The organism is Amycolatopsis sp. NPDC104587, from assembly GCF_055583645.1.
Genome location: NZ_JBVJNO010000013.1, coordinates 58885 through 85438, shown reverse-complemented (window position 1 = coordinate 85438; position 26554 = coordinate 58885). Strand labels below are relative to the sequence as shown.

Annotated in this window: 1 protein-coding gene and 1 pseudogene; both read left to right on the top strand. The window is 74.5% G+C overall.

Translation table 11 applies throughout. The features are described 5' to 3' along the window. Positions 1-287 precede the first annotated feature (287 nt). A pseudogene (locus ACZ61C_RS34855) lies at positions 288-4646 on the top strand (type I polyketide synthase); the annotation flags it as partial. A 39-nt stretch (positions 4647-4685) separates the two neighbouring features. Continuing rightward, positions 4686-26444, top strand: a complete 21759-nt coding sequence (locus ACZ61C_RS34850; protein WP_465312145.1) for an SDR family NAD(P)-dependent oxidoreductase — start codon at positions 4686-4688, stop codon at positions 26442-26444. The last annotated feature ends 110 nt before the right edge of the window (positions 26445-26554 follow it).

Below are 26554 nucleotides of genomic sequence, written 5' to 3'. Positions count from 1 at the left end.
CAGGTAGGCAGCCTCGACGGAGGCGACCGGAGAACGGGGGCGGTTCCCCCCCCCCCCGACTCCCCCCCTCTTGGTTTTGGTGGGGGGGCCCCCGCCCCCCCCCCCACCCCCCCCCCCACGACGGCTTTGGCGCCCGGCCTGGGCTCTCCCGGCCGGGCGTTGCCGTGTCCGGGGGATGGGTCCCCGGTTACCGGGTGGTGGTGAAGCGCCCGCCGGGAACCGGGCCCACGCGCCCAGGATCGAGGCATGCCCGAGCTTCGCCCGTCTCGTCCGGTCCGGAGAATCTGATGGCGACACCCGAGGAGCTGGTTGCCGCGCTGCGGGAATCGGTCAAGGAGAACAGCAGGCTGGCCGCGCGCAACCGGGAACTCGCCGAGGCCGCGCGGGAACCGGTCGCGATCATCGGCATGGGCTGCCGGTACCCCGGCGGCGCCGACTCGCCCGAGGCGCTGTGGGACCTGGTCGCCGGCGGCCGCGACGCGGTGTCGGAGTTCCCCGCCGACCGCGGCTGGAACCTCGCCGAGCTGTTCCACCCCGACCCCGACCATCCCGGCACGTCCTACGCGCGCGAAGGCGGCTTCCTGCACGACGCCGCCGAGTTCGACGCCGAGTTCTTCGGCATCTCGCCGCGCGAGGCCCTGGCCATGGACCCGCAGCAGCGGCTGCTGCTGCAGGTCAGCTGGGAGGCCGTCGAACGCGCCGGGCTCGACGCCGCGGCGTTGAAGGGCAGCCCCACCGGCGTGTTCGCCGGGATCATGTACCACGACTACGGCTCCGGCGCCGGTGAGCTGCCCGAAGGCGTCGAGGGGTTCCTCGGCACCGGCACCGCCGGCAGTGTGCTCTCCGGCCGTGTCGCCTACAGCTTCGGCTTCGAAGGCCCGGCCGTCTCGGTCGACACGGCGTGCTCGTCGTCGCTGGTCGCCGTCCACCTGGCCGCCCAGGCCCTGCGCAGCGGCGAGTGCACGCTCGCCCTCGCCGGCGGCGCGACCGTGATGGCCGTGCCCGACACGTTCGTCGAGTTCTCCCGCCAGCGCGGCCTCGCCCCGGACGGTCGGTGCAAGTCGTTCGGCGCGGGCGCCGACGGCACCGGCTGGGGGGAAGGCGCCGGGGTCCTCCTGCTGGAGAAGCTCTCCGACGCCGTCCGCAACGGCCACCCCGTCCTGGCGGTGGTCGCCGGGTCCGCGGTCAACTCCGACGGCGCGTCCAACGGCCTCACCGCCCCCAACGGCCCGTCGCAGCAGCGGGTCATCCGCGCCGCGCTGGCGAGCGCCGGACTGTCCACTTCGGACGTCGACGTCGTCGAGGCGCACGGCACCGGCACCAAGCTCGGCGACCCGATCGAGGCCGACACGCTCCTGGCCACCTACGGCCAGGGCCGCGAAACACCGCTGTACCTCGGCTCGGTGAAGTCGAACCTCGGGCACACGCAGGCCGCGGCCGGCGTCGCCGGGATCATCAAGATGGTCGAGGCGCTGCGCCGCGGTGAGCTGCCGCGCACGCTGCACGCCGAAGAGCCGTCGCCGCACGTGGCGTGGGACTCCGGCGCCGTCGAGCTGCTCACCGAGCACCGCGCCTGGCCCGCGGTGGACCGCCCGCGCGCGGCCGCCGTGTCGTCGTTCGGCATCAGCGGCACCAACTCCCACGTCGTGCTGCGCCAGGCCCCGGACGGGGTCCCGGCCGACGCGGACCGCCGGCCGCCCGCCCGGATCCCGTGGGTGCTGTCCGCGCGCAGCGAGGCCGCGCTGCCCGACCTGGCCGCGCGGCTCCGCCGCGCCGAAGGTGACCCGCTCGACATCGCGTACTCCCTGGCCACCGGCCGGGCGGCGCTGCCGTTCCGGGCCGTGGTCACCGGCGCCGACCGCGACGAGCTGCACGCCGGCCTCGACGCCCTCGTCGAAGGCCGCGGCGTCACCGGGCGCGCCGGCAGCGGGAAGGTCGCGTTCCTGTGCACCGGCCAGGGCGCGCAACGGCTCGCCATGGGCAGCGAGCTGGCACGGGCGTTCCCTGTCTTCGCCGAGACCTTTACCCGCGTCGCCGAGCGGCTCGACGCGCACACGGGTTACCAGCTTGCCGACGTCCTCGCCTGCGGCGACACCGCGATGATCAACCGCACCGAGGTCGCGCAGCCCGCGCTGTTCGCCTTCGAGGTCGCGACGGCCGAGCTGCTCCGCTCGTGGGGTGTCGAGCCGGACTTCCTGCTCGGGCACTCGATCGGCGAGCTGGCCGCGGCGCACCTGGCCGGCGTGTGGTCGCTCGACGACGCCGCCCGGCTGGTCGCCGCCCGCGGCCGGCTGATGCAGGCCCAGCCCGCGGGTGGCGCGATGGTCGCCCTACAGGCCACCGAAGCCGAGCTGGACCTGCCGGACGGCGTCGGCATCGCCGCGGTCAACGGGCCGGCGTCTGTGGTGCTCTCCGGCGAGGAAGCCGCGGTCGAAAAGGTGGTCGCGGGCTTCCCGGACCGGCGCGCCAAGCGCCTCGCGGTCAGCCACGCGTTCCACTCCGCGCTGATGGACGGCATGCTCGAGGACTTCCGCGCCGTCGCCGAGAGCGTCACCTACGCCGAGCCGCGGATCCCGCTGGTCTCGGGCCTGACCGGCGATGTCGGCGACGTCCGGGATCCCGGCTACTGGGTGCGGCAGGTCCGCGAAGCCGTCCGGTTCGCCGACGGCGTGCGGACGTTGCACACGCGCGGGGTCCGCCGGTTCGTCGAGATCGGGCCGGACGCCTCCCTGTCCGCGCTCGCCGCCGGCTGCGTCGACGACGGGGTTTTTGTTCCCCTGCAACGCAAGGACCAGGATGAGGTGACGGGCGCCGACCTCGCGCGGGCCCGGCTCTTCACCGCCGGTGTCCGCCTGGACTGGACGCGGATCTTCGACGGCACCGGCGCGACGCGCGTCGACCTGCCGACCTACCCGTTCCGCCGGGACCGCTTCTGGCTCGCCGCCGCGGACCGGAGCACCCCGCCGGCCCGGCGTCACGAAGTCGTCTGGCGACCCGTCGAACCGGCTCCGGCGCCGGAGGCGAGCTGGACCGTGTACGCCCCCGAAGGGCACGCCTGGGCCGAAGCCGCGGCGAAGGTCCTCGGCGCTCCGCTGGTGACCGAGGTGCCGGAACAAGGCCCGGTTCTCGCGTTCCCGGCCGACGGCGCCGCGCTCGCGGCCCTCCTGCGCGACACCCCGGCGAAGATCTGGTGCGCCACCACCGATCCCGGCGTGGCCGCGGTCGGCCGCGTCGCCGCGATCGAGCAGCCCCGGCGCTGGGGTGGCTGTGTCACCCTGCCCGCCCGGCCGGACGAGCAGGCCGCCGCCCGGCTGCGGGCGGTTCTCGGCGGCGCCGAGGACGAGGTCGAGATCCGCGAGGACGGCGTGTACGCGCGCCGGTTCGTCCCGGCCGCATCGGCGTCCGCGGACTGGACGACCTCCGGCACGGCCCTGGTCACCGGCGGCACCGGCGCGCTCGGCGCGGTGGTGGCCGAGCGACTGGTCCAGGCCGGGGCGGAGCACCTGGTGCTGCTGTCCCGCCGCGGTGCGGACGCTCCCGACGCGGCCGAGCTGCGCGAGCGGCTGGAGGCGCGAGGCGCGCGTGTCAGCATCCACGCCTGTGACGCGGCCGACCGCACCGCACTGTCCACAGTGGTCAGTGCGATCGACGACTTGCGCGTGGTGGTGCACACGGCGGGTGTCCTCGACGACGCCCTCCTCGACGACGCGACGCCGGAGCGGTTCGAAGCCGTCGCCCGGCCGAAGGTCGCCGCCGCGCACAACCTGCGTGAGCTGACCGGCGACCTGGACGCGCTGGTGCTGTTCTCCTCCGTCGCCGGGGTGCTCGGCAACGGCGGCCAAGCCGCCTACGCGGCCGCGAACGCCGAACTCGACGCCCTCGCGGCGCAGTGGCGCGGTGAAGGCGTCCCGGCGGTGTCGATCGCCTGGGGCCCGTGGGCCGAGGGTGGCATGGCCGAGGACGTCGACGTCAGCCGCAAGGGCCTGCGCCCGATGACGCCCGAGGCAGGCGCCGAGGAGTTCGTCGCGGCGATCGCCGCGGGCGAGGCGTGCGTGACCGTGGCCGACTTCGATTGGCCGGCGTTCTTCGAGAGCTTCCGGAACGCGCCGATGCTGGCCGAGCTCCCGCGCCCGGAAGCCGCGGCGCCGGAAGCGCCCGTCGCCGACCTGCGCGCGCAGCTGACCGGGCTCATCGAGCCGGAACAGCGGCGGCTGCTCGTCCAGCTCGTGCGCGACACCGTCGCCCGGGTGCTCGGCCACCCGGACCCGGCGAAGATCGGGCCGGACCGCGCGTTCACCGAGCTCGGCTTCGACTCGCTCACCGCCGTCGAGCTGCGCAACCGGCTCGACGCGGCTACCGGGCTGGCCGTCCCGGCCACGCTCGTCTTCGACCACCCGACCCCGGCGGCCCTCGCCGGGTACCTCTGGCAGGAGCTGGCCCAGCCCGAACCGGCGGCCCCGGCGGACCTCGAAGGCCTGCTCGACGGCCTCGAAGCCGCCCTCGACCGGCTCGACCCGGCGGGCGAGGACCACGCCCGCGTGAGCGACCGGCTGCGCGCGCTCGCCGACCGGGTGGGCGCCCCGGATTTCGAGCCGGCGTCCGACGACGAGCTCTTCGCCTTCATTGACCAGCAACTCGGCGCTTGAGCCGGGTGCACGCGACCACGACCGATGAGTGGGGACACCGTGGGTGAGAACGACAAGCTTCGCGACTACCTGACGCGAGTCACCGGCGAGCTGCAGCGCACGCGCGGCCGGCTGGCGGCGCTCGAGGAGCGCGCGGCCGAACCGATCGCGATCGTCGGGATGGGCTGCCGCTTCCCGGGCGGCGTGCGTTCCCCGGAACGGTTCTGGGAGCTGCTGAGGACGGGGGAGCACGGCATCACCGGCTTCCCGGACGGACGCGGCTGGGACGTCGGCGGTCTGGTCGACCCCGACCCGGACCACCTCGGCACCAGCTACGTCGACCGCGGCGGTTTCCTCGACGGCGCCGACGAGTTCGACCCGGAGTTCTTCGGCATCTCGCCGCGCGAGGCCGTCTCGATGGACCCGCAGCAGCGGCTGCTGCTGGAGACGTCGTGGGAGGCCCTGGAACGCGGCGGCATCAACCCGGCTTCGCTGGCCGGCGGCCGCACCGGCGTGTTCGTCGGCACCAACGGCCAGGACTACGGCCGTGACCTCGCCAAGGGTGTCGAAGGGGTCGAGGGCTACCTCGGCACCGGCATCTCCGGCAGTGTCCTTTCCGGACGGATCTCCTACGTCCTCGGTGTCGAAGGCCCGTCGGTCACGGTCGACACGGCGTGCTCGGCGTCGCTCGTCACCCTGCACCTTGCGGTTCGCGCCCTGCGCGCCGGGGAGTGCGACCTGGCGCTTTCCGGTGGCGCCACCGTGATGGCGAGCCCGGACGCGTTCATCGAGTTCTCCCGCCAGCGCGGTCTCGCGCGCGACGGCCTGGTCAAGGCGTTCGCCGCGGGCGCCGACGGCACGGCGTGGGGTGAGGGCGCGGGCATGATCGTGCTGGAGCGCCTCTCCGACGCCCAGCGCCACGGCCACCACGTCCTCGCCGTCGTCCGCGGCACCGCCGTCAACTCCGACGGCGCGTCCAACGGCCTCACCGCCCCCAACGGCCCCTCGCAGCAGCGGGTCATCCGCCAGGCGCTGGCCGACGCGCGGTTGTCGGCCAAGGACGTCGACGTCGTCGAGGCGCACGGCACCGGCACCACGCTCGGCGACCCCATCGAGGTCCAGGCGCTGCAGGCCACCTACGGCCGCGAGCGTGGCGGCCGCGGTCCGTTGCTGCTGGGCTCGGTCAAGTCGAACATCGGCCACACCCAGGCCGCCGCCGGGGTCGCGGGTGTGATCAAGATGGTCCTCGCGCTGCAGCACGGGCACCTTCCCGCGACCCTGCACGTCGACGCGCCGAGCATGCAGGTCGACTGGTCGCCGGGCACCGTCGAGCTGCTCACCGCCGCGCGCGAGTGGTCCGGTGCGGAAATCCGCCGCGCCGGGGTGTCGTCGTTCGGCATCAGCGGGACGAACTCGCACGTCCTGCTGGAGCAGGCTCCTGTTCCCGAAGAGTCCACTGTGGACGCACCCGATGTGCCCCTGGTGCCGTGGGTCCTTTCCGGACACACCGAGGCGGCGTTGCGCGCCCAGGCGCGGGCGCTGCTGGACGTCGAGGGCGACCCCGTCGACATCGGCTGGTCACTGGCCGCCACACGCGCGACGTTCGACCACCGCGCCGTCGTCACCGGTGCCGGTCTCGAGGAACTGCGGGCCGGACTGAAGGCGGTCGCGGACGGCGCCACCAGCGGCGAAGCGGTCGGCGGGCAGCTCGCCGTCGCCTTCACCGGACAGGGTTCCCAGCGGCTCGGCATGGGCCGCGAGCTGTACGACGCGTACCCGGCCTTCGCCGAGGCCTTCGACGAGGTCTGCGCATTGCTGCCCGGCGTCCGCGAGATCGTCTTCGGCGACAACGCCGACGCGCTGCAGGACACCGGGAACGCGCAGCCCGCGCTGTTCGCCCTGGAAGTCGCGCTCTACCGGCTCGTCGAGTCGTGGGGCGTCGTTCCGGAGTTCCTGATCGGCCACTCCGTCGGTGAGCTGGCCGCCGCGCACGTCGCCGGCGTCTGGTCCCTGGCCGACGCGGCCGAGCTGGTCGCCGCGCGTGGCCGTCTGATGAGCGCGTTGCCGCGTGGCGGCGCGATGTGCGCGATCGAAGCGTCCGAAGACGAGGTTCGCGCGGCGCTGGTGCCGGGTGCGGACATCGCCGCCGTCAACGGCCCGCGCGCGATCGTCGTCTCCGGCACCGAGGACGCCGTCCGGCAGGTGCAGACGGTGTTCGCCGACCGCCGCACCAAGCAGCTCGCGGTGTCGCACGCGTTCCACTCCGCGTTGATGGACGGCATGCTCGCCGAGTTCGGCGAGGTCGCCCGCCGCATCACCTACCGGACGCCGAAGATCGCGCTGGTCTCGAACGTCACCGGCCACATCGCCGCCACCGCCGAGATCACCGACCCGGAGTACTGGGTCCGGCACGTCCGCGAGGCCGTGCGCTTCGCCGACGGCGTCCGCGCGCTGGCCGACGCCGGCGTGACCCGCTTCCTCGAACTGGGCCCGGACGGCGTCCTTTCGGCCGCGGGCCAGGACAGCGCGGACGGCCTGTTCGTCCCCGCCCTGCGCCGCGACCGCCCCGAGGCCGAGACGCTCGTCGCCGCGCTGGCCGCGGTGCACGTCCACGGCGGCAAGGTCGGCTGGGCCGCGATGCTCACCGGCGGCCGCCGCGTCGACCTGCCCACCTACCCGTTCCAGCGCGCGAGCTACTGGCTGCCCGCGACCGCGTCCACCGGTGACGCGGCCGGGCTCGGCCTCGGCTCGATCGAGCACCCGCTGCTCGGCGCGGCGGTGTCCGTGGCCGACGCCGACGGGTTCCTGTTCACCGGCAGCCTGTCCCTGCGCACCCACCCGTGGCTGGCCGAGCACGCCGTGCACGGCCAGGTTGTCGTGCCCGGCACGGCCCTGGTCGAGCTGGCCGTCCGCGCCGCCGACGAGACCGGCCTGTCCGCGCTCGAAGAGCTGACCCTGCAGACGCCGCTGGTGCTCCCGGAGACCGGCGCGGTCCAGGTCCAGCTGTGGGCGGGCGCGCCGGAGGAGTCCGGCCGCCGCCCGCTGACCGTCCACTCGCGACCGCACGGCGCCGGAGACTGGACCCTGCACGCCACCGGCGCCCTCGCCAACGCGGAGCTTTCACGTGAAAGCTCCGGCCTGGGGGAGTGGCCGCCGCCGGGTGTGGAGGCCGTCTCCCTGGATGGTCGCTACGAAGAGCTGGCGGCCGCCGGGCTTGAGTACGGCGAGACCTTCCAGGGCCTGCGAGGGGTCTGGCGCCTGGGTGAGGACACCTACGCCGAGGTCGCGCTGCCCGACGCCGCCCGGGACCAGGCGGGCCGGTTCGGCCTGCACCCGGCGTTGCTCGACGCCGCCCTGCACGCCCTCGCCTCCGGGGACGGTCCCGCGCGGCTGCCGTTCGCGTGGAGCGACGTCGTCCTGCACGCTTCCGGGGCCGCCGAACTGCGCGTCAAGCTGACGCCGTCCGGCACCGACGCCGTGTCGCTGCAGGTCGCCGACGGCACCGGTGCGCCGGTCGCCACCGTCGGATCCCTGGTCGTGCGGCCGGTTTCGGCCGAGCAGCTGCGTCCGTCGGCGAGTGTCGACGGGCTCTACGAGGTGACCTGGCAGCCGATCGCCCCCACTGGCGACGTGCCCGGCCACGCGGACTGGCCGGAGGTCGCCGACGTTGTCGTCTTCCGTGCCTCCGGCGACGACGTGCGCGCGCTGACCGGCGAGACCCTCGACGTCCTCAAGACGTTCCTCGCCGACGAGCGGTACGCCGACGCGAAGCTGCTCGTCCACACCGGACGGTCCGACGTGGACCCCGTGGCCGCCGCGGTGTGGGGCCTGGTGCGCAGCGCGCAGTCCGAACACCCCGGCCGGTTCCTCCTCGCCGACGCCGACGAGCTGACCGACACCGTCCTCGCCGCGGGAGAACCGCAGGTCGCCGTCCGCGAAGGCGAGCTGCGCGTCCCGCGCCTGGTCACGCCCGAAGCCGCCGGACGGCTGCTGCCCCCGGCCGGGAACTGGCGCCTCGGCCTCGCGGGCAAGGGCACCTTCGACCACCTGACCCTGGAAGAGGTGCCCGAGGAGCCGCTGAGCCCGCTCGGCGTCCGCGTCAGCGTGCGCGCGGCCGGGCTGAACTTCCGCGACGTCCTCAACGCCCTCGGCATGTACCCCGGCGAGGCCGGGCCGCTCGGCAGCGAGTTCGCCGGAACCGTCCTCGAGGTCGGCGCCGACGTCCACGACCTGCACCCGGGCGACGAGGTCATGGGCCTCGTCTCGGGCGGCGCGGGCCCGATCGCCGTCGCCGAACGGCCGATGATCACCCGCAAGCCCGCGGACTGGACGTACGAGCAGGCCGCGACGACGCCCCTGGTGTTCCTCACCGCCTACTACGCCCTGGTCGACCTCGCGGACCTGCAGGCGGGGGAGTCGATCCTCGTCCACGCGGCCGCCGGCGGGGTCGGCATGGCCGCCACGCAGCTCGCGCGGCACCTCGGCGCCGACGTCTACGGCACGGCCAGCGAGGGCAAGCAGCACATCCTCCGCGAGGCGGGCCTCGACGACAACCACATCGCGTCCAGCCGCACCCTGGAGTTCGAGGAGCGCTTCAGCGGCATCAACGTCGTCCTGAACGCTCTCGCGGGTGACTTCATCGACGCCTCCTTCCGCACGATGGCCCCCGGCGGCCGGTTCCTCGAGATGGGCAAGACCGACATCCGCGAGGGCGACGGCTACCAGGCGTTCGACCTCATCGACGCCGGTCCCGAGCGCACCGCGCAGATGTGGGACGCGCTGATCGAGCTGTTCGGCTCCGGCGCGCTGAAGCCGTTGCCGGTGCGGTCCTGGGACGTCCGCGAGGCGCGTGAGGCGTTCCGCTTCCTCAGCCAGGCCAAGCACATCGGCAAGATCGCCCTCACCGTCCCGCGCGCCCTCGACCCCGACCGCACGGTCCTGGTCACCGGCGGCACCGGCGGCCTGGGCGCGCTGGTCGCCCGGCACCTGGTGGAGCACCACGGCGTCCGGAAGCTGCTGCTCACCAGCCGTCGCGGCCCGGACGCCCCGGGCGCCGCGGAACTGCGCGCCGAGCTGGACGCCGAGGTGGAGATCGTCGCCTGCGACGTCGCCGACCGCGACGCCCTGGCCGCGCTGCTCCGGGACGTCGACCTCACCGGTGTGGTGCACGCCGCCGGTGTCCTCGACGACGGCACCATCGACGCCCTCACCCCGGAGCGTCTCGACTACGTCTTCGGCCCGAAAGCCGACGCGGCCCGGCACCTGCACGAGCTGGCCGGCGACGTCGACCTGTTCGTCACGTTCTCCTCGGCCGCCGGTGTCCTCGGCGCGCCCGGCCAGGGCAACTACGCCGCCGCCAACGCCTACCTCGACGCCCTCGCCGCGCACCGCCGCGCGCAGGGCCTCGCCGGGCAGTCACTGGCCTGGGGCCCGTGGGCCGCGGGCATGGGCGAGGCGATGGGCGAGGCCCACCTGGCCCGTCTGCGCCAGAGCGGCACCCCGGCCCTGCCCGTCGCCGAAGGCCTCGCTCTCTTCGACGCGGCTCTCGCGGCCGGGTCGCCGCTGGCCGTCCCGGTGAAACTGGACCTGCCGGTGCTGGCCGCGGCGGCCGCTTCCGAACCGCTGCCGCCGTTGCTCGGCACGCTCGTGAAGCCCGGCCGCCGGACCGCGAAGTCCGGTGGCGGCCAGGACTCGTCGCTCGCCCGGCGCCTGGCCACGCTGACCGAGGCCGAGCAGGACCGTGAGCTCCTGGACCTGGTCCGCACGCAGGTCGCGCTGGTGCTCGGGCACGTCACCGCGGCGACCGTCGAGCCCGGCCGCGGCTTCATGGACCTCGGTTTCGACTCGCTCACCGCCGTCGAGCTGCGCAACCGCCTCGGCGCCGCGACCGGCCTGCGGCTGCCCGCGACGGTCATCTTCGACCACCCGACCCCGGTCGCACTGGCCGGGTACGTCCGGTCCGAGCTGCTCGGCGACCTCGCCGCCGGCCCGCGGACCCGCGCCCGCGTCGCGGCCGCCGACGAGCCGATCGCGATCGTCGCGACCAGCTGCCGGTTCCCCGGCGCCTCGACGCCGGAAGACCTGTGGCGCCTGGTCGTCGAAGGCCGCGAGGGCCTCAGCGAGTTCCCGGCCGACCGCGGCTGGGACCTGGCCGCGCTCTTCGACCGGACGCCGGGCAAGCAGGGCGTCTCGCACACCCGCACCGGTGGTTTTCTGCCCGCCGCGGGTGACTTCGACCCCGAGTTCTTCGGCATCTCCCCGCGTGAAGCGCTGGCCATGGACCCGCAGCAGCGGCTCCTGCTGGAGATCGCGTGGGAGGCCTTCGAACGCGCGGGCATCGCGCCGAGCGCCCTGCGCGGCAGCGACACCGGCGTGTTCACCGGTGCGATCTACCACGAGTACGCGTCACGCCTGACGAAGATCCCGGAGGAGGTCGAGGGGTTCCTCGGCACCGGCACGTCCGGCGCGATGATGGCCGGCCGCGTCTCCTACACCTTCGGCTTCGAGGGCCCGGCCGTCGCGGTCGACACGGCGTGCTCGTCGTCGCTGGTCGCGATGCACCTGGCGAGCCAGGCCCTGCGCTCCGGCGAGTGCTCCCTCGCGCTGGCCGGCGGCGTCACGATCATGGTCAACCCGGACCCGTTCGTCGACTTCAGCAAGCAGAACGCGATGGCCGTCGACGGCCGCTGCAAGGCCTTCTCCGACGGCGCCGACGGTGTCGCATGGGGTGAGGGCGCCGGGTTCGTGCTGCTGGAGAAGCTGTCCGACGCGCGCCGCAACGGCCACCAGGTTCTCGCGCTGCTCAAGGGATCCGCGGTCAACCAGGACGGCGCGTCCAGCGGCCTCACCGCCCCCAACGGGCCCGCGCAGCAGCGCGTGATCCGCCAGGCGCTGGCCAACGCCGGACTGTCCACATCGGACGTCGACGTCGTCGAGGCGCACGGCACCGGCACCCGCCTCGGCGACCCGATCGAGGCCCAGGCCCTCCTGGCGACCTACGGCCAGGAGCGCGAAGAGCCGCTGCGGCTCGGCTCGGTGAAGTCCAACTTCGGCCACACACAGGCCGCGGCGGGGGTCGCCGGGGTCATCAAGATGATCGAGGCCATGCGCCACGGCGTGGTCCCGGCGACCCTGCACGTCGACGCGCCGTCGGCCCAGGTCGACTGGGAGACCGGCGCGATCCGCGTCGCCACCGCGGTCGAGCCGTGGCCGGAGACCGGCCGCCCGCGCCGGTCCGGTGTCTCGTCGTTCGGCTTCAGCGGCACCAACGCGCACGTCGTGCTGGAGCAAGTCCCGGCCGAAGAGGTCACTGCCGGCGGGGTGGCACCCGCGGTCCTGCCGTGGGTCCTTTCCGGACGGTCCGAAGAGGCGCTGCGGGCCCAGGCCGCGCGGCTGGCCGACGTCACGGCCGAACCCCTCGACGTCGCGTGGTCGCTGGCGACGGCCCGCACCGCCCACGAGCGGCGTGCGGTCGTCGTCGGCGCCGACCCCGCCGTGCTGCGGGCCGGGCTGGCCGCGTTCGCCGACACCGGCCGGGCGGCCAACGTCGTCACCGGCCGCGCGGTCACCGGACGGCTCGCCGCGTTGTTCACCGGCCAGGGTTCCCAGCGCGCCGGCATGGGTGACGCCCTCGCCGAGGCGTTCCCGGTGTTCGCCGCCGCGTATGCCGAGGTCCGGGCGCTGCTGCCGGGCCTCGGCGAGGACATCAACCGCACCGGCACCGCCCAGCCGGCGATCTTCGCCCTCGAAGTCGCGCTGTACCAGCTCTTCGAGTCCTGGGGCGTGACGCCGGACGTCCTCGCCGGGCACTCCATCGGTGAGATCGCCGCGGCCCACGTCGCCGGAGTGTTCTCCCTGGAAGACGCCGCAAAGCTGGTCGAGGCGCGCGGTCGCCTGATGGAGGCGCTGCCCGAGGGCGGCGCGATGGTCGCGGTCGAGGCCACCGAGGCCGAGGTCGCCGACGTTCTCTCCGACGAGGTTTCGCTCGCCGCGGTCAACGGCCCCGCCGCCGTTGTGCTGTCCGGTGTGGACAGTGCACTGCGGATGGTCGCCGCGCGGTTCGCCCGCGATGGTCGTCGCACCAAGCACCTCGTGGTGTCCCACGCGTTCCACTCGGCGTTGATGGAGCCGATGCTGGCGGAGTTCGACGCCGTCGCGCGGTCGCTGACCTACGCCGAGCCGCGCCTCCCGATCGTCTCCACGGTCACGCCCGACGCCGACTTCACCGACCCGGCCTACTGGGTGACCCATGTCCGCGAGACCGTCCGGTTCGCCGACGCGGTCGAGCGCATGGCCGCCGACGGCGTCACGACGTTCCTCGAGCTGGGCCCGGACGCCGTCCTCGCCGCGATGGGCCCGGACAGCGCCCCCGACGCCGCGTTCGTCCCGGCCTTGCGCAAGGACCAGCAGGAGGCCCGCGCGGCCGTCTCCGCCCTCGGCGCGATCCACGCCGCGGGCGCGCCGGTCGACTGGACCCGCTTCTTCGCCGAGAGCGGCGCGCGCCCGGCGTCCCTGCCGACTTACGCCTTCCAGCGCCGCCGCTTCTGGCTGCTGGCCCCGCCGGGCGGCGGTGACGCCACGGCGTTGGGTCTCGGCGCGCTCGACCACCCGCTGCTCGGCGCGGCCGTCGCGCTGCCCGAGCGGGGCGGGCTGGTCCTGACCGGACGGCTCTCGCTCGACGAGCAGCCGTGGCTGGCCGGCCACCGGATCCGCGGCACGGTCCTGCTGCCGGGCACGGCGTTCGCCGAACTGGCCGTCCGCGCCGGCGACGAAGCAGGCTGCGGTGAAGTCGAAGAGCTGACGCTGCAGGCCCCGCTCGTCCTCACCACCACGCCGGTCCACCTGCGAGTGTCCCTTTCGGACGCCGACGACTCCGGCCGCCGCACCCTCGCGATCCACTCCCGTCCCCAGGACGCCGACACCGACTGGGACCTGCACGCGACCGGCTCGCTCGTCCCCGAAGCGGAGCTTTCACGTGAAAGCTCCGCCCAGTGGCCGCCCGCGGGAGCCGAAGCCGCCGACCTGGAGGGCTTCTACACGACTCTTGCCGACGCCGGGCTCGGCTACGGCGACCCGTTCCAGGGTCTGCGGGCCGCGTGGCGCCTCGGTGACGACGTCTTCGCCGAGGTCGCGCTGCCGGACGGCACCGACGTCACCGGCTTCGGCCTGCACCCGGCGTTGCTCGACGCCGTCCTGCACGCCGTCGGCCTGACCGGTGGCCCGGCCCGGCTGCCGTTCTCGTGGACCGGGCTGCGGCTGCACGCCACCGGCGCGAGCACGCTCCGGGCGAAGCTCGCGCCCGCCGGGCCGGACGCCTTCTCGCTGACCGTCACCGACGGCACCGGCGAGCCGGTCCTGACCGCGGCCTCCCTGAGCCTGCGCCCAGTCGGCGACGCCCCGCTGGCCTCGACGACCGGCGACGCGGTGTTCACTGTGGACTGGATCCCGGTAGCCCTGCCTTCGGACGTGTCCGAAGTGGACGTCCTCGAAGCCGCGTCGCCGGAGAACGTGCTTGCCGAGCTGCAGGAACGGCTTGCCGGAGAGGGCCAGGTCGTGGTGCACGTTCCGGGCGACACCCCGGCGCACGCCGCCGTCGCCGGGCTCGTCCGCAGCGCCCAGGCCGAGTACCCGGATCGCCTGGTCCTGGTCCACGGCACCGGCGACCTCGCGGCGGCCGCGGCCACCGGTGAGCCCGAGATCGCCTTCACCGCCGACGGCCCGCGTGTTCCCCGCCTGGCCCGCGCCCGCGCGACCGGCGACCCGGACTGGACGCTCGACGGCACCGTCCTGGTCACCGGCGGCACCGGCGGGCTCGGCGCCCAGGTGGCGCGGCGGCTCGTCGAGCGCCACGGCGTCCGGCACCTGCTGCTCGTCGGCCGCCGCGGCGGGGACGCCCCCGGCGCGGACGACCTGCGCCGCGAGCTGACCGAGCTCGGCGCCGAGGTGACGTTCGCCGCGTGCGACGTCGCCGACCGCGACCAGCTGCAGTCCGTGCTCGCGCTGGTCCCGGCCGAGCTGACCGGCGTTGTGCACGCGGCCGGTGTCCTCGACGACGGCGTCTTCACCTCGATGACGCCCGAGCGCCTGGCCGCCGTCGCGGGCCCGAAGGCCGTCGCGGCGCAGCACCTGCACGAGCTGACCAGCGGCCTCAAGCTGTTCGTCACGTTCTCCTCGATCGCGGGCGCCCTCGGCGCGCCGGGGCAGGCGAACTACGCCGCCGCCAACGGGTTCCTCGACGGCCTCGCCGCCCAGCGCCGCGCGGAGGGCCTCCCGGCGACGTCGATCGCCTACGGCCTCTGGGAAACCGGCATGGGCGACGGCCGCGGCGGTTCCGGCTTCACGCCGCTGCCCGTCGACGCCGGGCTGGAGCTGTTCGACCTCCTGGCCCTCGGTGACGACCCGCGCCCGGTCGCGACGCGCCTCGACCTCCCGGCGTTGCGCGCGGCCGAAGTCCCGCACGTGCTGCGCGGCCTGGTCCGCACGCGCCGCCGCACCGCCGGCGTCGCCGAAGCGGGCGGGTTGCGCGAGCGCCTGGCCGGGCTGCCGACGTCCGAACAGACGCGGCTGCTGACCGAGCTGGTCCGCACCGAGGCCGCGATGGTGCTCAGCCACACGAGCCCCGACGCCGTCGAGGCCGACCGCGCGTTCGGCGACCTCGGGTTCGACTCGCTCACCGCCGTCGAGTTCCGCAACCGCCTCGGCGCCGCCACCGGCCTGCGGCTGCCCGCGACGCTGACGTTCGACCACCCGACCCCGCTCGCCCTGGCCGCGTTCCTGCTGGCCGAGCTGCTCGACGCCGACGACGAGCCGGTCAAGCCGACGTTCACCCCGGCGCGCGCGAGCGACGACCCGATCGTCATCGTCGGCATGGCCTGCCGCTACCCGGGCGGCGTGACGTCGCCGGAAGAGCTGTGGGACCTGGTGTCCGGCGGCCGGGACGGCGTCACGCGGTTCCCCGAGGACCGCGGCTGGGACGTCGACGGCATCTACGACCCCGACCCCGACCGCCCTGGCAAGACCTACACCCGCGAAGGCGGCTTCCTGCACGACGCGGGCGAGTTCGACCCGGAGTTCTTCGGCATCTCCCCGCGGGAAGCCCTCGCGATGGACCCGCAGCAGCGGCTCCTGCTGGAGACGTCGTGGGAAGCCCTGGAGCGGTCGGGCACCGACCCGGCGTCGCTCAAGGGCAGCCCGACCGGCGTGTTCGCCGGCGTGATGTACCACGACTACGGCACCCGCCTCGGCGACGTGCCCGACGACGTCGAAGGCTTCCTCGGCACCGGCACGTCCGGCAGCGTGCTGTCCGGGCGCGTCGCCTACACGCTCGGCCTGGAGGGCCCGGCGGTCTCGGTCGACACGGCGTGCTCGTCGTCGCTGGTCGCGCTGCACTGGGCCATGCAGGCCCTGCGCTCCGGTGAGTGCTCACTGGCGCTGGCCGGCGGTGTCACGGTGATGGCGACGCCGGAGACGTTCATCGGCTTCTCCCGCCAGCGCGGCCTCGCCGCCGACGGCCGCTGCAAGTCCTTCTCGGCCGACGCCGACGGGACCGGCTGGGCCGAGGGCGCGGGCATGCTCGTGCTGGAGCGGATGTCGGACGCACGGCGCAACGGGCACCGGATCCTGGCTGTGGTGCGCGGCTCCGCGGTGAACTCCGACGGCGCGTCCAACGGCCTCACCGCGCCCAACGGTCCGTCGCAGCAGCGGGTGATCCGTCAGGCGCTGGCCGCCGCGGGCGTCGAGTCGTCCACTGTGGACGCCGTCGAGGCGCACGGGACCGGCACGACGCTCGGGGACCCGATCGAGGCGCAGGCTTTGCTGGCCACCTATGGCCGTGAGCGGGACGCCGAGCCGTTGTACCTCGGCTCGGTGAAGTCCAACTTCGGGCACACCCAGGCCGCCGCCGGTGTTGCCGGGATCATCAAGATGGTCCAGGCCATGCACCACGGTGTGCTCCCGCCGTCGCTGCACCTGGGGGAGCGGACTCCGCACGTCGACTGGGAAGCCGGTGATGTCACGCTGCTGGCCGAGGGCCGGGCGTGGCCGGAGACCGGGCGGGCGCGGCGCAGTGCCGTGTCGTCGTTCGGGATCAGCGGGACCAACGCGCACGTCATCCTGGAGCAGGCTCCTGCCGTGGCGCCGGTTTCGCGCTCGGTGACGCCGCCGCCCCTGGTGCCGTGGGTGCTGTCCGGTCGCAGTGACGAGGTCCTGCGGGAGCAGGCGTCCCGGCTGCGGGACGTCGAGGGTGAGCCGGTCGACGTCGGCCTGTCGCTGGCCACGACCCGCACCGCGCACGACCGCCGGGCGGTGGTCTTCGACGCCGCCGGGCTGGATGCCCTGGTGTCCGGTGTGGACAGTGACGCGGTCGTCACCGGACGGTTGCTGCCCGGCCGGACGGCGGTCCTCTTCACGGGCCAGGGTTCGCAGCGTGGCGGCATGGGATCCGGGCTGTACGAAGCGTTCCCGGTGTTCGCGGCCGCGTACGACGAGGTCCGGGCGCTGCTGCCGGGGATCGGCGAGGACCTCGACCGGACCGGGAACGCGCAGCCCGCGATCTTCGCCCTGGAAGTCGCGCTGTACCGGCTCGCGGAGTCGTGGGGGATCGTGCCCGACTTCGTCGCCGGGCACTCGATCGGCGAGATCGCCGCGGCGCACGTCGCCGGGGTGCTGTCGCTCGAGGACGCGGCCAAGCTCGTCGAGGCGCGGGGACGGCTGATGGAGGTGCTGCCCGAGGGCGGCGCGATGGTCGCCGTGCAAGCGTCCGAAGAGGAGGTTCGTGAGCACCTGACGCCGAAGGTGTCGCTGGCCGCGGTCAACGGGCCGAACGCCGTGGTGCTGTCCGGGGCCGCGTCGCCGACGCTCAAGCTCGCCAAGAAGTTCGAGAAGCTCGGCCGGCGGACCAAGCGCTTGGAGGTCTCGCACGCGTTCCACTCGGCGCTGATGGAGCCGATGCTCGACGAGTTCGCCGCGGTCGTGCGGGAGCTGGAGTTCTTCGCGCCGCAGATCCCGTTCGTGTCCACTGTGGATGGGTCGCGGACCGACCGGGTCGCCGAGCCGGAGTACTGGGTCGAGCACGTCCGCGCGACCGTCCGGTTCGCCGACGGTCTCTCGTGGCTGCGCGAGGCCGGGGTGTCGAAGTTCCTCGAGGTCGGCCCGGCCGCGGTCCTCACGGCGTTGGCCGCTGACGACGGCTTCGCGGCCTCGTTCCTGCGCGCCGACCGCGACGAAGCCACAACGGCGTTGACAACGCTGGCCGCCGCGCACACCCGCGGTGTCCCGGTCGACTGGGCCGCGGTCTTCCGCCCCACCGGCGCCCGGGTGGTCGACCTGCCGACGACGGTGTTCGACCGCCGTCACTACTGGCTGGCCGCCGGAACGGGCGCGGGCGACGTCCGCGCCGCCGGGCTCCAGACGGCCGGGCACCCGCTGCTCGGCGCGGCGGTCCCGTTCGCGGACGGCGAGGGCTGGGTCCTCACCGGACGGCTCTCGGTGGCCACGCACGCGTGGCTGGCCGGGCACGCCGCGTTCGGCGAGGTCCTGGTGCCGGGCACCGGGCTGCTTGAGCTGGCCATCCGCGCCGGCGACGAAGCCGGGTGCGCGGGTGTCGAGGAGCTGACTCTCGCGGCGCCGCTGGTGCTGCGCGGAACGGTCGACGTCCAGGTGCTCGTCGGCGCGGCTGACGCTGCTGGACGGCGCCCGGTCTCGATCCACTCGCGCGCCGCGGAGGGGGAGTGGACCGAACACGCGACCGGCACCCTCACTCCCGAGCTTTCACGGGAAAGCTCGGGGCTCACCAAGTGGCCGCCGGCGGCCGAGCCGGTTGCGTTGGACGGGCTCTACGCGGACATGGCCGCGGCAGGCCTGGACTATGGGCCGCCGTTCCGTGGCCTCGGTGCTGCTTGGCGTGCCGGGGACACGGTGTTCGCCGAGGTGGAGCTGCCGGAGGGCACGGACGTCGACGGCTTCGGCCTGCACCCGGCCCTGCTCGACGCGGCCCTGCACACGCTGGGCCTGCTGCCGGGCGAGGGGACGCGGTTGCCGTTCCTGTTCGGTGACGTGACGTTGCACGCGACCGGCGCCTCTGCGCTGCGGGTGCGGGTCACGCAGTCCGGGACGGACACGGTGTCGGTCCTGGCCACGGACACCACGGGCGCCCCGGTGGCGACGCTCGGCACGGTCACGGTTCGGGTCGCGGAGGCCCCGCGGGCGCGGGACACGGACTCGCTGTACGAACTGACCTGGGTCGAGGTCCCGGCCGGAGAGCCCGGTGACGTGACCACGCAGGTGTTCACGGCACCGGACGGCGAGCCGCACGAGGCATTGGCCGCGACGCTGGCGGCGGTCCAGGAGTTCCTGGCCGACGATCAGCTCGCCGACACGCGGATGGTCATCCACACGGCCGACACTCCAGCGGGTGCGGCGGTCCGAGGCTTGGCTCGCAGCGCGGCTTCGGAGCACCCGGACCGGTTCGTGGTGGTCGAGGGCGACGACGTTGCCGCGGCCCTCGCCACCGGTGAGCCGCAGGTCCGCATCCGCAACGGTGTCGCCGAAGCACCTCGGCTCGCCCGGGCCACCACCGGCGACCCGGCGAACTGGGGCACCGGCACCGTCCTCATCACCGGCGGCACCGGCGGCATCGGCGCGGCCATCGCCCGCCACCTGACCGCCACCCAGAACGTCACCCTGGTCCTCACCAGCCGCCGAGGCATCGACGCCCCCGGTGCGAGGGAACTCGCGGAAGAACTCGGCGCCCAGGTCGTGGCCTGCGACGTCGCCGACCGCGAAGCCCTCGACACGCTCATCAACGGCATCGAGGACCTCACCGGAGTCGTCCACGCGGCCGGCGTCCTCGACGACGGCATCCTCACCGAGCTCACCCCTGGGCGGTTCGAAGCCGTCCTCCGCCCCAAGGCCGTCGCGGCCGAAACCCTCCACGAGCTGACCAGGGACAAGCCGCTCACCCAGTTCGTCCTACTCTCCTCGGTCTCCGGCATCCTCGGCGGCCCCGGCCAGGCGAACTACGCCGCGGCCAACGCCCTCCTCGACGACCTCGCCCAACGACGTCACGCCGAAGGCCTCCCGGCGACCTCCCTCGCCTACGGCCTCTGGGCCAACGGCATGGGCAACCAGTCCGACCTCGACCGGCTGGCCCGAGCGGGATTCGGAGCCCTGACCGAAACCGAAGGCCTGGCCCTGTTCGACGCCGCCCTGGCGTCGGGAACCCCCGTTCCGGTGCCGGTCAAGCTCGACCTGCCGACCCTGCGCACCCTCGCCCGCACCACGGAACCGCCGTCGGTGCTACGCGGGCTCGTGAGGGTTCCGAAGCGCCGCGGTGCCGCCAACGCCGCAGCCGCCGCGGGACTCGCCGCCACCCTCGCGCGGCTCTCGCCCGCCGACCAGCAGACGCACCTGCTCGACCTGGTGCGCGGGCACGTCGCCGGCGTGCTCGGGCACGGGACCGCCTCCGTCGAGGCCGGACGCGCCTTCACCGAGCTGGGCTTCGACTCGCTCACCGCCGTCGAGCTGCGCAACCGCCTCGGCGAGGTGACCGGGCTGCGGCTGCCCGCCACCCTCGTCTTCGACCACCCGACCCCGCTCGACCTGGCCACCCACGTCCGGGCCGAGCTGGTCGGCGAGACCGAAAAGACCGAGACGCCGACCGTCGTCGCCTCGGACGAGCCCATCGCCATCGTCGCCATGAGCTGCCGGTTCCCCGGCGGCGTCAGCTCGCCCGAGGACCTGTGGCGCCTGGTCGCCGACGGGACCGACGCCATCACCCCGTTCCCCGCCGACCGCGGCTGGGACCTCGACCGGCTCTACCACCCCGACCCGGACCACCCGGGCACGTCGTACGCCCGTGAAGGCGGCTTCCTGCTCGACGCCGCGGACTTCGACGCCGAGTTCTTCGGCATCTCGCCGCGGGAGGCGCTCACCGTCGACCCGCAGCAGCGCCTGCTGCTGGAGACCGCGCACGAGGCGTTCGAACGCGCCGGCATCGACCCGGTGAGCCTCAAGGGCAGTGCCACCGGCGTGTTCGCCGGTGTCATGTACGACGACTACGCCTCCCGCCTGCCGTCCACCCCGGACGGCATGGAAGGCCTGCTCGGCACGGGAAGCGCGAGCAGCGTCCTGTCCGGCCGGGTCGCCTACACCTTCGGCCTCGAAGGCCCGGCGGTGTCGGTCGACACGGCGTGCTCGTCGTCGCTGGTCGCCCTGCACTGGGCGGCGCAGGCGCTGCGCTCCGGTGAGTGCACGCTGGCCCTGGTCGGCGGCGCGACCGTCATGTCCAGCCCCAACCCCTTCATCGAGTTCTCCCGCCAGCGCGGCCTCGCCGCCGACGGTCGCTGCAAGCCCTTCGCGGCCGCCGCCGACGGCACCGCCTGGGCCGAAGGCGCCGGATTCCTGCTCCTCGAACGGCTTTCCGAGGCCAAGCGCAACGGCCGCCGGATCCTCGCCGTGGTCAAGGGTTCCGCGGTGAACTCCGACGGCGCGTCCAACGGCCTCACCGCCCCCAACGGGCCGTCGCAGAAGCGGGTCATTCGCCGCGCTCTCGCCGCGTCCGGGGTGGAGTCGTCCACTGTGGACATCGTCGAGGCGCACGGCACCGGCACCGCGCTCGGTGACCCGATCGAAGCGCAGGCGCTGCTGGCCACCTACGGCCAGGACCGCGACGAGCCGCTCTGGCTCGGCTCGGTCAAGTCGAACATCGGCCACACGCAGGCCGCGGCCGGCGTCGCCGGGATCATCAAGATGGTCGAGGCCATGCGCCACGGCGTCCTGCCCGCGACGCTGCACGTCGACGAGCCCTCGCCGCACGTCGACTGGAGCGAGGGCGAGGTCCGCCTGCTCACCGAGGCGCGGCCGTGGCCGGACGCCGGACGTCCGCGCCGCGCGGCGGTCTCGTCGTTCGGCATCAGCGGCACCAACGCCCACGTCGTGCTGGAGCAGGCCCCCGAACAGCCCGCGCCGGCCCGGACGCCGGAGCCGCCCGCGTTGCTGCCCTGGGTCCTGTCCGCCCGCACCGAAGAAGGCCTGCAGGCGCAGGCCGAGCGGCTGCTCGGCACCGTCGGGTTCGAAGACCCCCTCGACATCGCCTACTCGCTGGCCACCACGCGCACCGCGTTCGAGCGGCGCGCCGTGCTCACCGGCGACGTCCGGGCCGGGCTGGCCGCCCTCGCCGGCGGCCGCGCCGGCTCCGGTGTGGTCACCGGCCGCGCGGTCGACGGGAAGCTCGCCTTCCTGTTCACCGGCCAGGGTTCGCAGCGGGCCGGGATGGGAACCGGGCTCTATGAGGCGTTCCCGGTCTTCGCCGCGGCCTACGACGAGGTCCGGGCATTGCTGCCGGGCCTCGGCGAGGACATCAACCGCACCGGCACCGCGCAGCCGGCGATCTTCGCCCTCGAGGTCGCGCTGTTCCGGCTGGTCGAGTCGTGGGGCATCCGTCCCGACCTCCTCGCCGGACACTCGATCGGCGAGATCGCCGCGGCCCACGTCGCCGGGGTCTTCTCCCTGGAGGACGCCGCGAAGCTCGTCGAGGCTCGCGGACGGCTGATGGAGGCGCTGCCCGAGGGCGGCGCGATGGTCGCCGTCCAGGCGAGCGAAGACGAGGTCGCGGAGTTCCTCTCCGCCGAGGTCGGCCTGGCCGCCATCAACGGCCCGAACGCCGTCGTCCTGTCCGGTGTGGACGGTCCGGTGCACGCCGCCGCCGCGGTGCTCGCCGAACGCGGCCGCCGCACCAAGGCCCTGGTCGTCTCGCACGCCTTCCACTCCGTGCTGATGGAGCCGATGCTGGCCGAGTTCGAGGCGGTCGCGCGGTCGATCGACTACGCCGAGCCGTCCATCCCGGTCGTCTCCACCCTCACCGGGCGCCACGCCGGCGAGCTGACCGACCCGGGCTACTGGGTGCGGCACGTGCGGGAGCCGGTCCGGTTCGCCGACGGCGTCCGCGCGCTCACCGAAGCCGGTGTCACGCGGTTCGCCGAGCTCGGCCCGGACGGCGTGCTTTCGGCCATGGGCCTCGACAGCGCCCCGGACGCGGTGTTCGTCCCGGTCCTGCGCAAGGACCGCGACGAGCGCCAGACCGCCGAGACGGCGTTCGCGAAGCTCGTCACGGCCGGTACGCGCATCGACTGGACGGCGTTCTTCGCGGGCACCGGCGCCCGCGAGGTCCCGCTGCCGACGTACGCCTTCCAGCGCGAGCGCTTCTGGCTCGACGCACCCGCGGGCACCGGCGACGCCGCCGGGCTGGGCCTGGCCGCGGCCGGGCACCCGCTGCTCGGCGCGACCGTCCCGACCGCGGGGGAGGACGGCCTGGTCGCCTACGGCCGGCTGTCCCGCGCGGCCCAGCCGTGGCTCGCCGACCACGCCGTGCTCGGCACCGTCCTGGTCCCGGGCGCCGCCCTGGTCGAGCTGGCCGTGCGGGCCGGCGCCGAGCTCGGCTGTGGCCGGCTGGCCGAGCTGACCCTCGCCGCGCCGGTGGTGCTGCCGGAGTCCGGCGGCCTGTCGGTGCAGGTCGTGGTCGGCGCCCCGGACGACGACGGCCGCCGCCCGGTGTCGATCCACACCCGGCGCCCGGACGCCCCGGCCGGGGAGCCGTGGACCGCCCACGCCACCGGCCTGCTCGCCCCGGACCTGGCACTTTCACGTGAAAGTGCCCACCAGGGGGCGGCACTTTCACGTGAAAGTGCCGACTCGTGGCCGCCCGCGGGCGCGGAAGCCCTCGACGTCACCGAGCTGTACCCGGGTCTCGCCGAGGCGGGCCTGCAGTACGGGCCGGTGTTCCAGGGCCTCACGACCGCGTGGCAGAACGGGGACGAGGTCTACGCCGAGCTCGAACTGCCGTCCGTCGCGCACACTGACGCCGCGCAGTTCGGCCTGCACCCGGCGCTGCTCGACTCCGCGCTGCACGCCATCGGCCTGCTGCCGACCGGGGACGCCCCGGCCACGCGGCTGCCGTTCCTCTGGCGGGACGTCGTCCTGCACGCGGCCGGCGCCACCGCCGCCCGCGTCCGGGTCGCCAAGGCCGGGGGCGACGCCGTCCGCCTGGAGCTCACCGACGGCGGCGGCGCCCCGGTGCTGACCGTCGGCGCGTTGCTGCTGCGCGAGGTCACCGACCTCGGCCCGCAGACGTCCGACGCGCTGTTCCGGCTCGGCTGGGCCCAGGTCGTGAACGAGCCCGGAACCGTGGCCCCGCACGAAGTCCTGGACGCGGTGCCGAACGGCGAGACCACCCCGGTGGCCACGCACGCCCTCCTCACCGAGACCCTCGCGAAGCTGCAGGAATGGCTCGCGAAGGAAAGCGACACCGTCCTCGTGGTCCGCACGCGGAACGCCGTTGCAGTGTCCACTTCGGACACCGTCGACCCGGCCGCCGCCGCGGTGTGGGGCCTGGTCCGCAGTGCCCAGTCCGAACACCCCGGCCGGCTGACCCTCCTCGACGCGGCCGAGCAGGACGTCCGGACCGCGCTCGCCGTCCAAGGCGATGAGACGCAGCTGGCCGTCCGCGACGGGGTGGTCCACGCCGCCCGGCTGCTGACCGCGGCGTCGTCGAACGACCTCGTGCCGCCGTGGCACGAGCCCGGCTGGCGCCTCGACAGCGTCGAGAAGGGCACCTTGGAGCGGTTCTCGTTCGAGCCGTTCCCGGAGGCTGTCGGCGAGCTGCTGCCGGGGGAGGTCCGGATCGCCACCCGTGCGGCCGGCGCCAACTTCCGCGACGTGCTCAACGTGCTCGGCATGTACCCGGGTGACGCCGGCCGGATCGGCTACGAGGCCGCGGGTGTGGTCGTCGAGGTCGGGTCCGAAGTGGACGACCTGCAGGTCGGCGACCGCGTGATGGGCCTGGTGCACGGCGGGTTCGGCCCGCTCACCTTCGCCGACCGCGCGCTGCTGGCCCCGGTCCCGGACGGCTGGACGTTCGAAGAGGCCGCGTCGGTGCCGCTGGTGTTCCTCACCGCCTACTACGCGCTGACCGACCTCGGCGCGCTGAAGGCGGGGGAGTCGGTGCTCGTCCACGCCGCCGCCGGCGGGGTCGGCATGGCCGCGACGCAGCTGGCGAAGCACCTGGGCGCCGAGGTCTACGGCACCGCGAGCGAAGGCAAGTGGGACGTCCTGCGCGAAGCCGGGATGGACGACGGCCACCTCGCGTCGTCGCGGACCTTGGACTTCGAGGAGAAGTTCCTGGCCACCAGCGGCGGTCACGGCGTCGACGTCGTGCTCAACGCGCTCACCGGGGAGTTCATCGACGCCTCGATGCGCCTGTTACCGCGCGGTGGGCGGTTCGTGGAAATGGGGAAGACCGACGTCCGTCCGGACGGCGGCGGCGAGGGGCACCATCCCGGTGTGACCTACCGGGCGTTCGACGTGATCGAAGCGGGGAACGACCGGATCGCGCGGATCTGGGAGGAGCTGATCGTGTTGTTCGAAGCAGGCGCGCTCAAGCCGCTGCCCATCCGCACCTGGGACCTGCGCCGGGCCCCGGAGGCCCTGCGGTACCTCAGCCAGGCCAAGCACGTCGGCAAGGTCGTCCTGACCATTCCGCGGCGCCCCGAAGGCACCGTGCTGGTCACCGGCGGCACCGGCGGGCTGGGCGCGGTCCTGGCCCGGCACCTGGTCACCCGCCACGGTGTCACCGACCTGGTGCTCACCAGCCGCCGCGGCCCGGACGCCCCGGGCGCGGCCGAGCTGGCCGAAGAGCTCACCGGGCTGGGCGCGACCGTGCGGATCGAGGCGTGCGACGCCGCCGACCGCGCCGCGCTGGCCGCCGTGCTCGACCGGACCCCGGAGCTGGCCGGCGTGATCCACGCGGCCGGCGTCCTCGACGACGGCCTGCTCACCGCGCTCACCCCCGAGCGCCTCGAGAAGGTGCTGCGGCCCAAGGTCGACGCAGCCTGGAACCTGCACGAGCTGACCCGCGACCGTGACCTGGCGATGTTCGTGCTGTTCTCCTCGGCCGCCGGTGTGCTCGGCGCGCCGGGCCAGGCCAACTACGCCGCGGCCAACACCTTCCTCGACGGCCTGGCCCAGCACCGCCGGGGCCTCGGGCTGCCCGCGACGTCACTCGCCTTCGGTCTCTGGGCCGACGGCATGGGCGACACCGCGGACAGCGCCCGGATGGGCCGCGACGGCATCGGCAGCTTCGCCCCGGCCGAAGGCCTGGAGCTGTTCGACCAGGCGAGCGTGCTGGCCGAGCCGGTGTCCGTGCCGGTGAAGATCGACCTCGCCGGCCTGCGGGCCGAGCCGGGGCCGGTGCCCCCGCTGCTGCGCGGGCTGGTGCGCGGATCCGTCCGCCGCGCCGCCCCGCTGGCCGCGGCGGCCCAGGCCGACGGGCTCAAGCGCAAGCTGACCGGGCTGTCGCAGCAGGACGCCGAGATGGTCCTGCTGACCGTGGTCCGCGGCCAGGCCGCGGCCGCGCTCGGGCACACCGGGGCCGACGCGATCGAGCCCGGCCGGGCGTTCACCGAGCTCGGCTTCGACTCGCTGACCGCGGTCGAGCTGCGCAACGGCCTCGACGCGGCCACCGGGCTGCGCCTGCCCGCGACGCTGATCTTCGACTACCCGACCCCGGACGCACTGGCGAAGTTCCTCCAGTCCGAAGTGGTCCCGGCCGCGGCGCAGACGCCGGAAACCGGCCTGGGCGCCGGGATCGACCGGCTCGCCGCCGAGCTGTCCACTGTGGACGTCTCGACGGCCGACGGCGCCGCGGTGGAGGCGAAGCTGCGGCAGCTGGTCTCGCTCTGGCAGGAGCGGACCCGCCCGGCCGCCGGGGACGACCTCGAAGTGGAGACCATCGACGACATGTTCGCCTTGCTGGACAACGAACTCTGACCCCGGCCCGGCCCTGCCGCCGCTAGGAGGACCACCGTCATGACCACCGACGAGCGGACGCTCGAGTACTTCAAGCGGCTGACCGCCGAGCTGCGCGAGACGCGGCGACG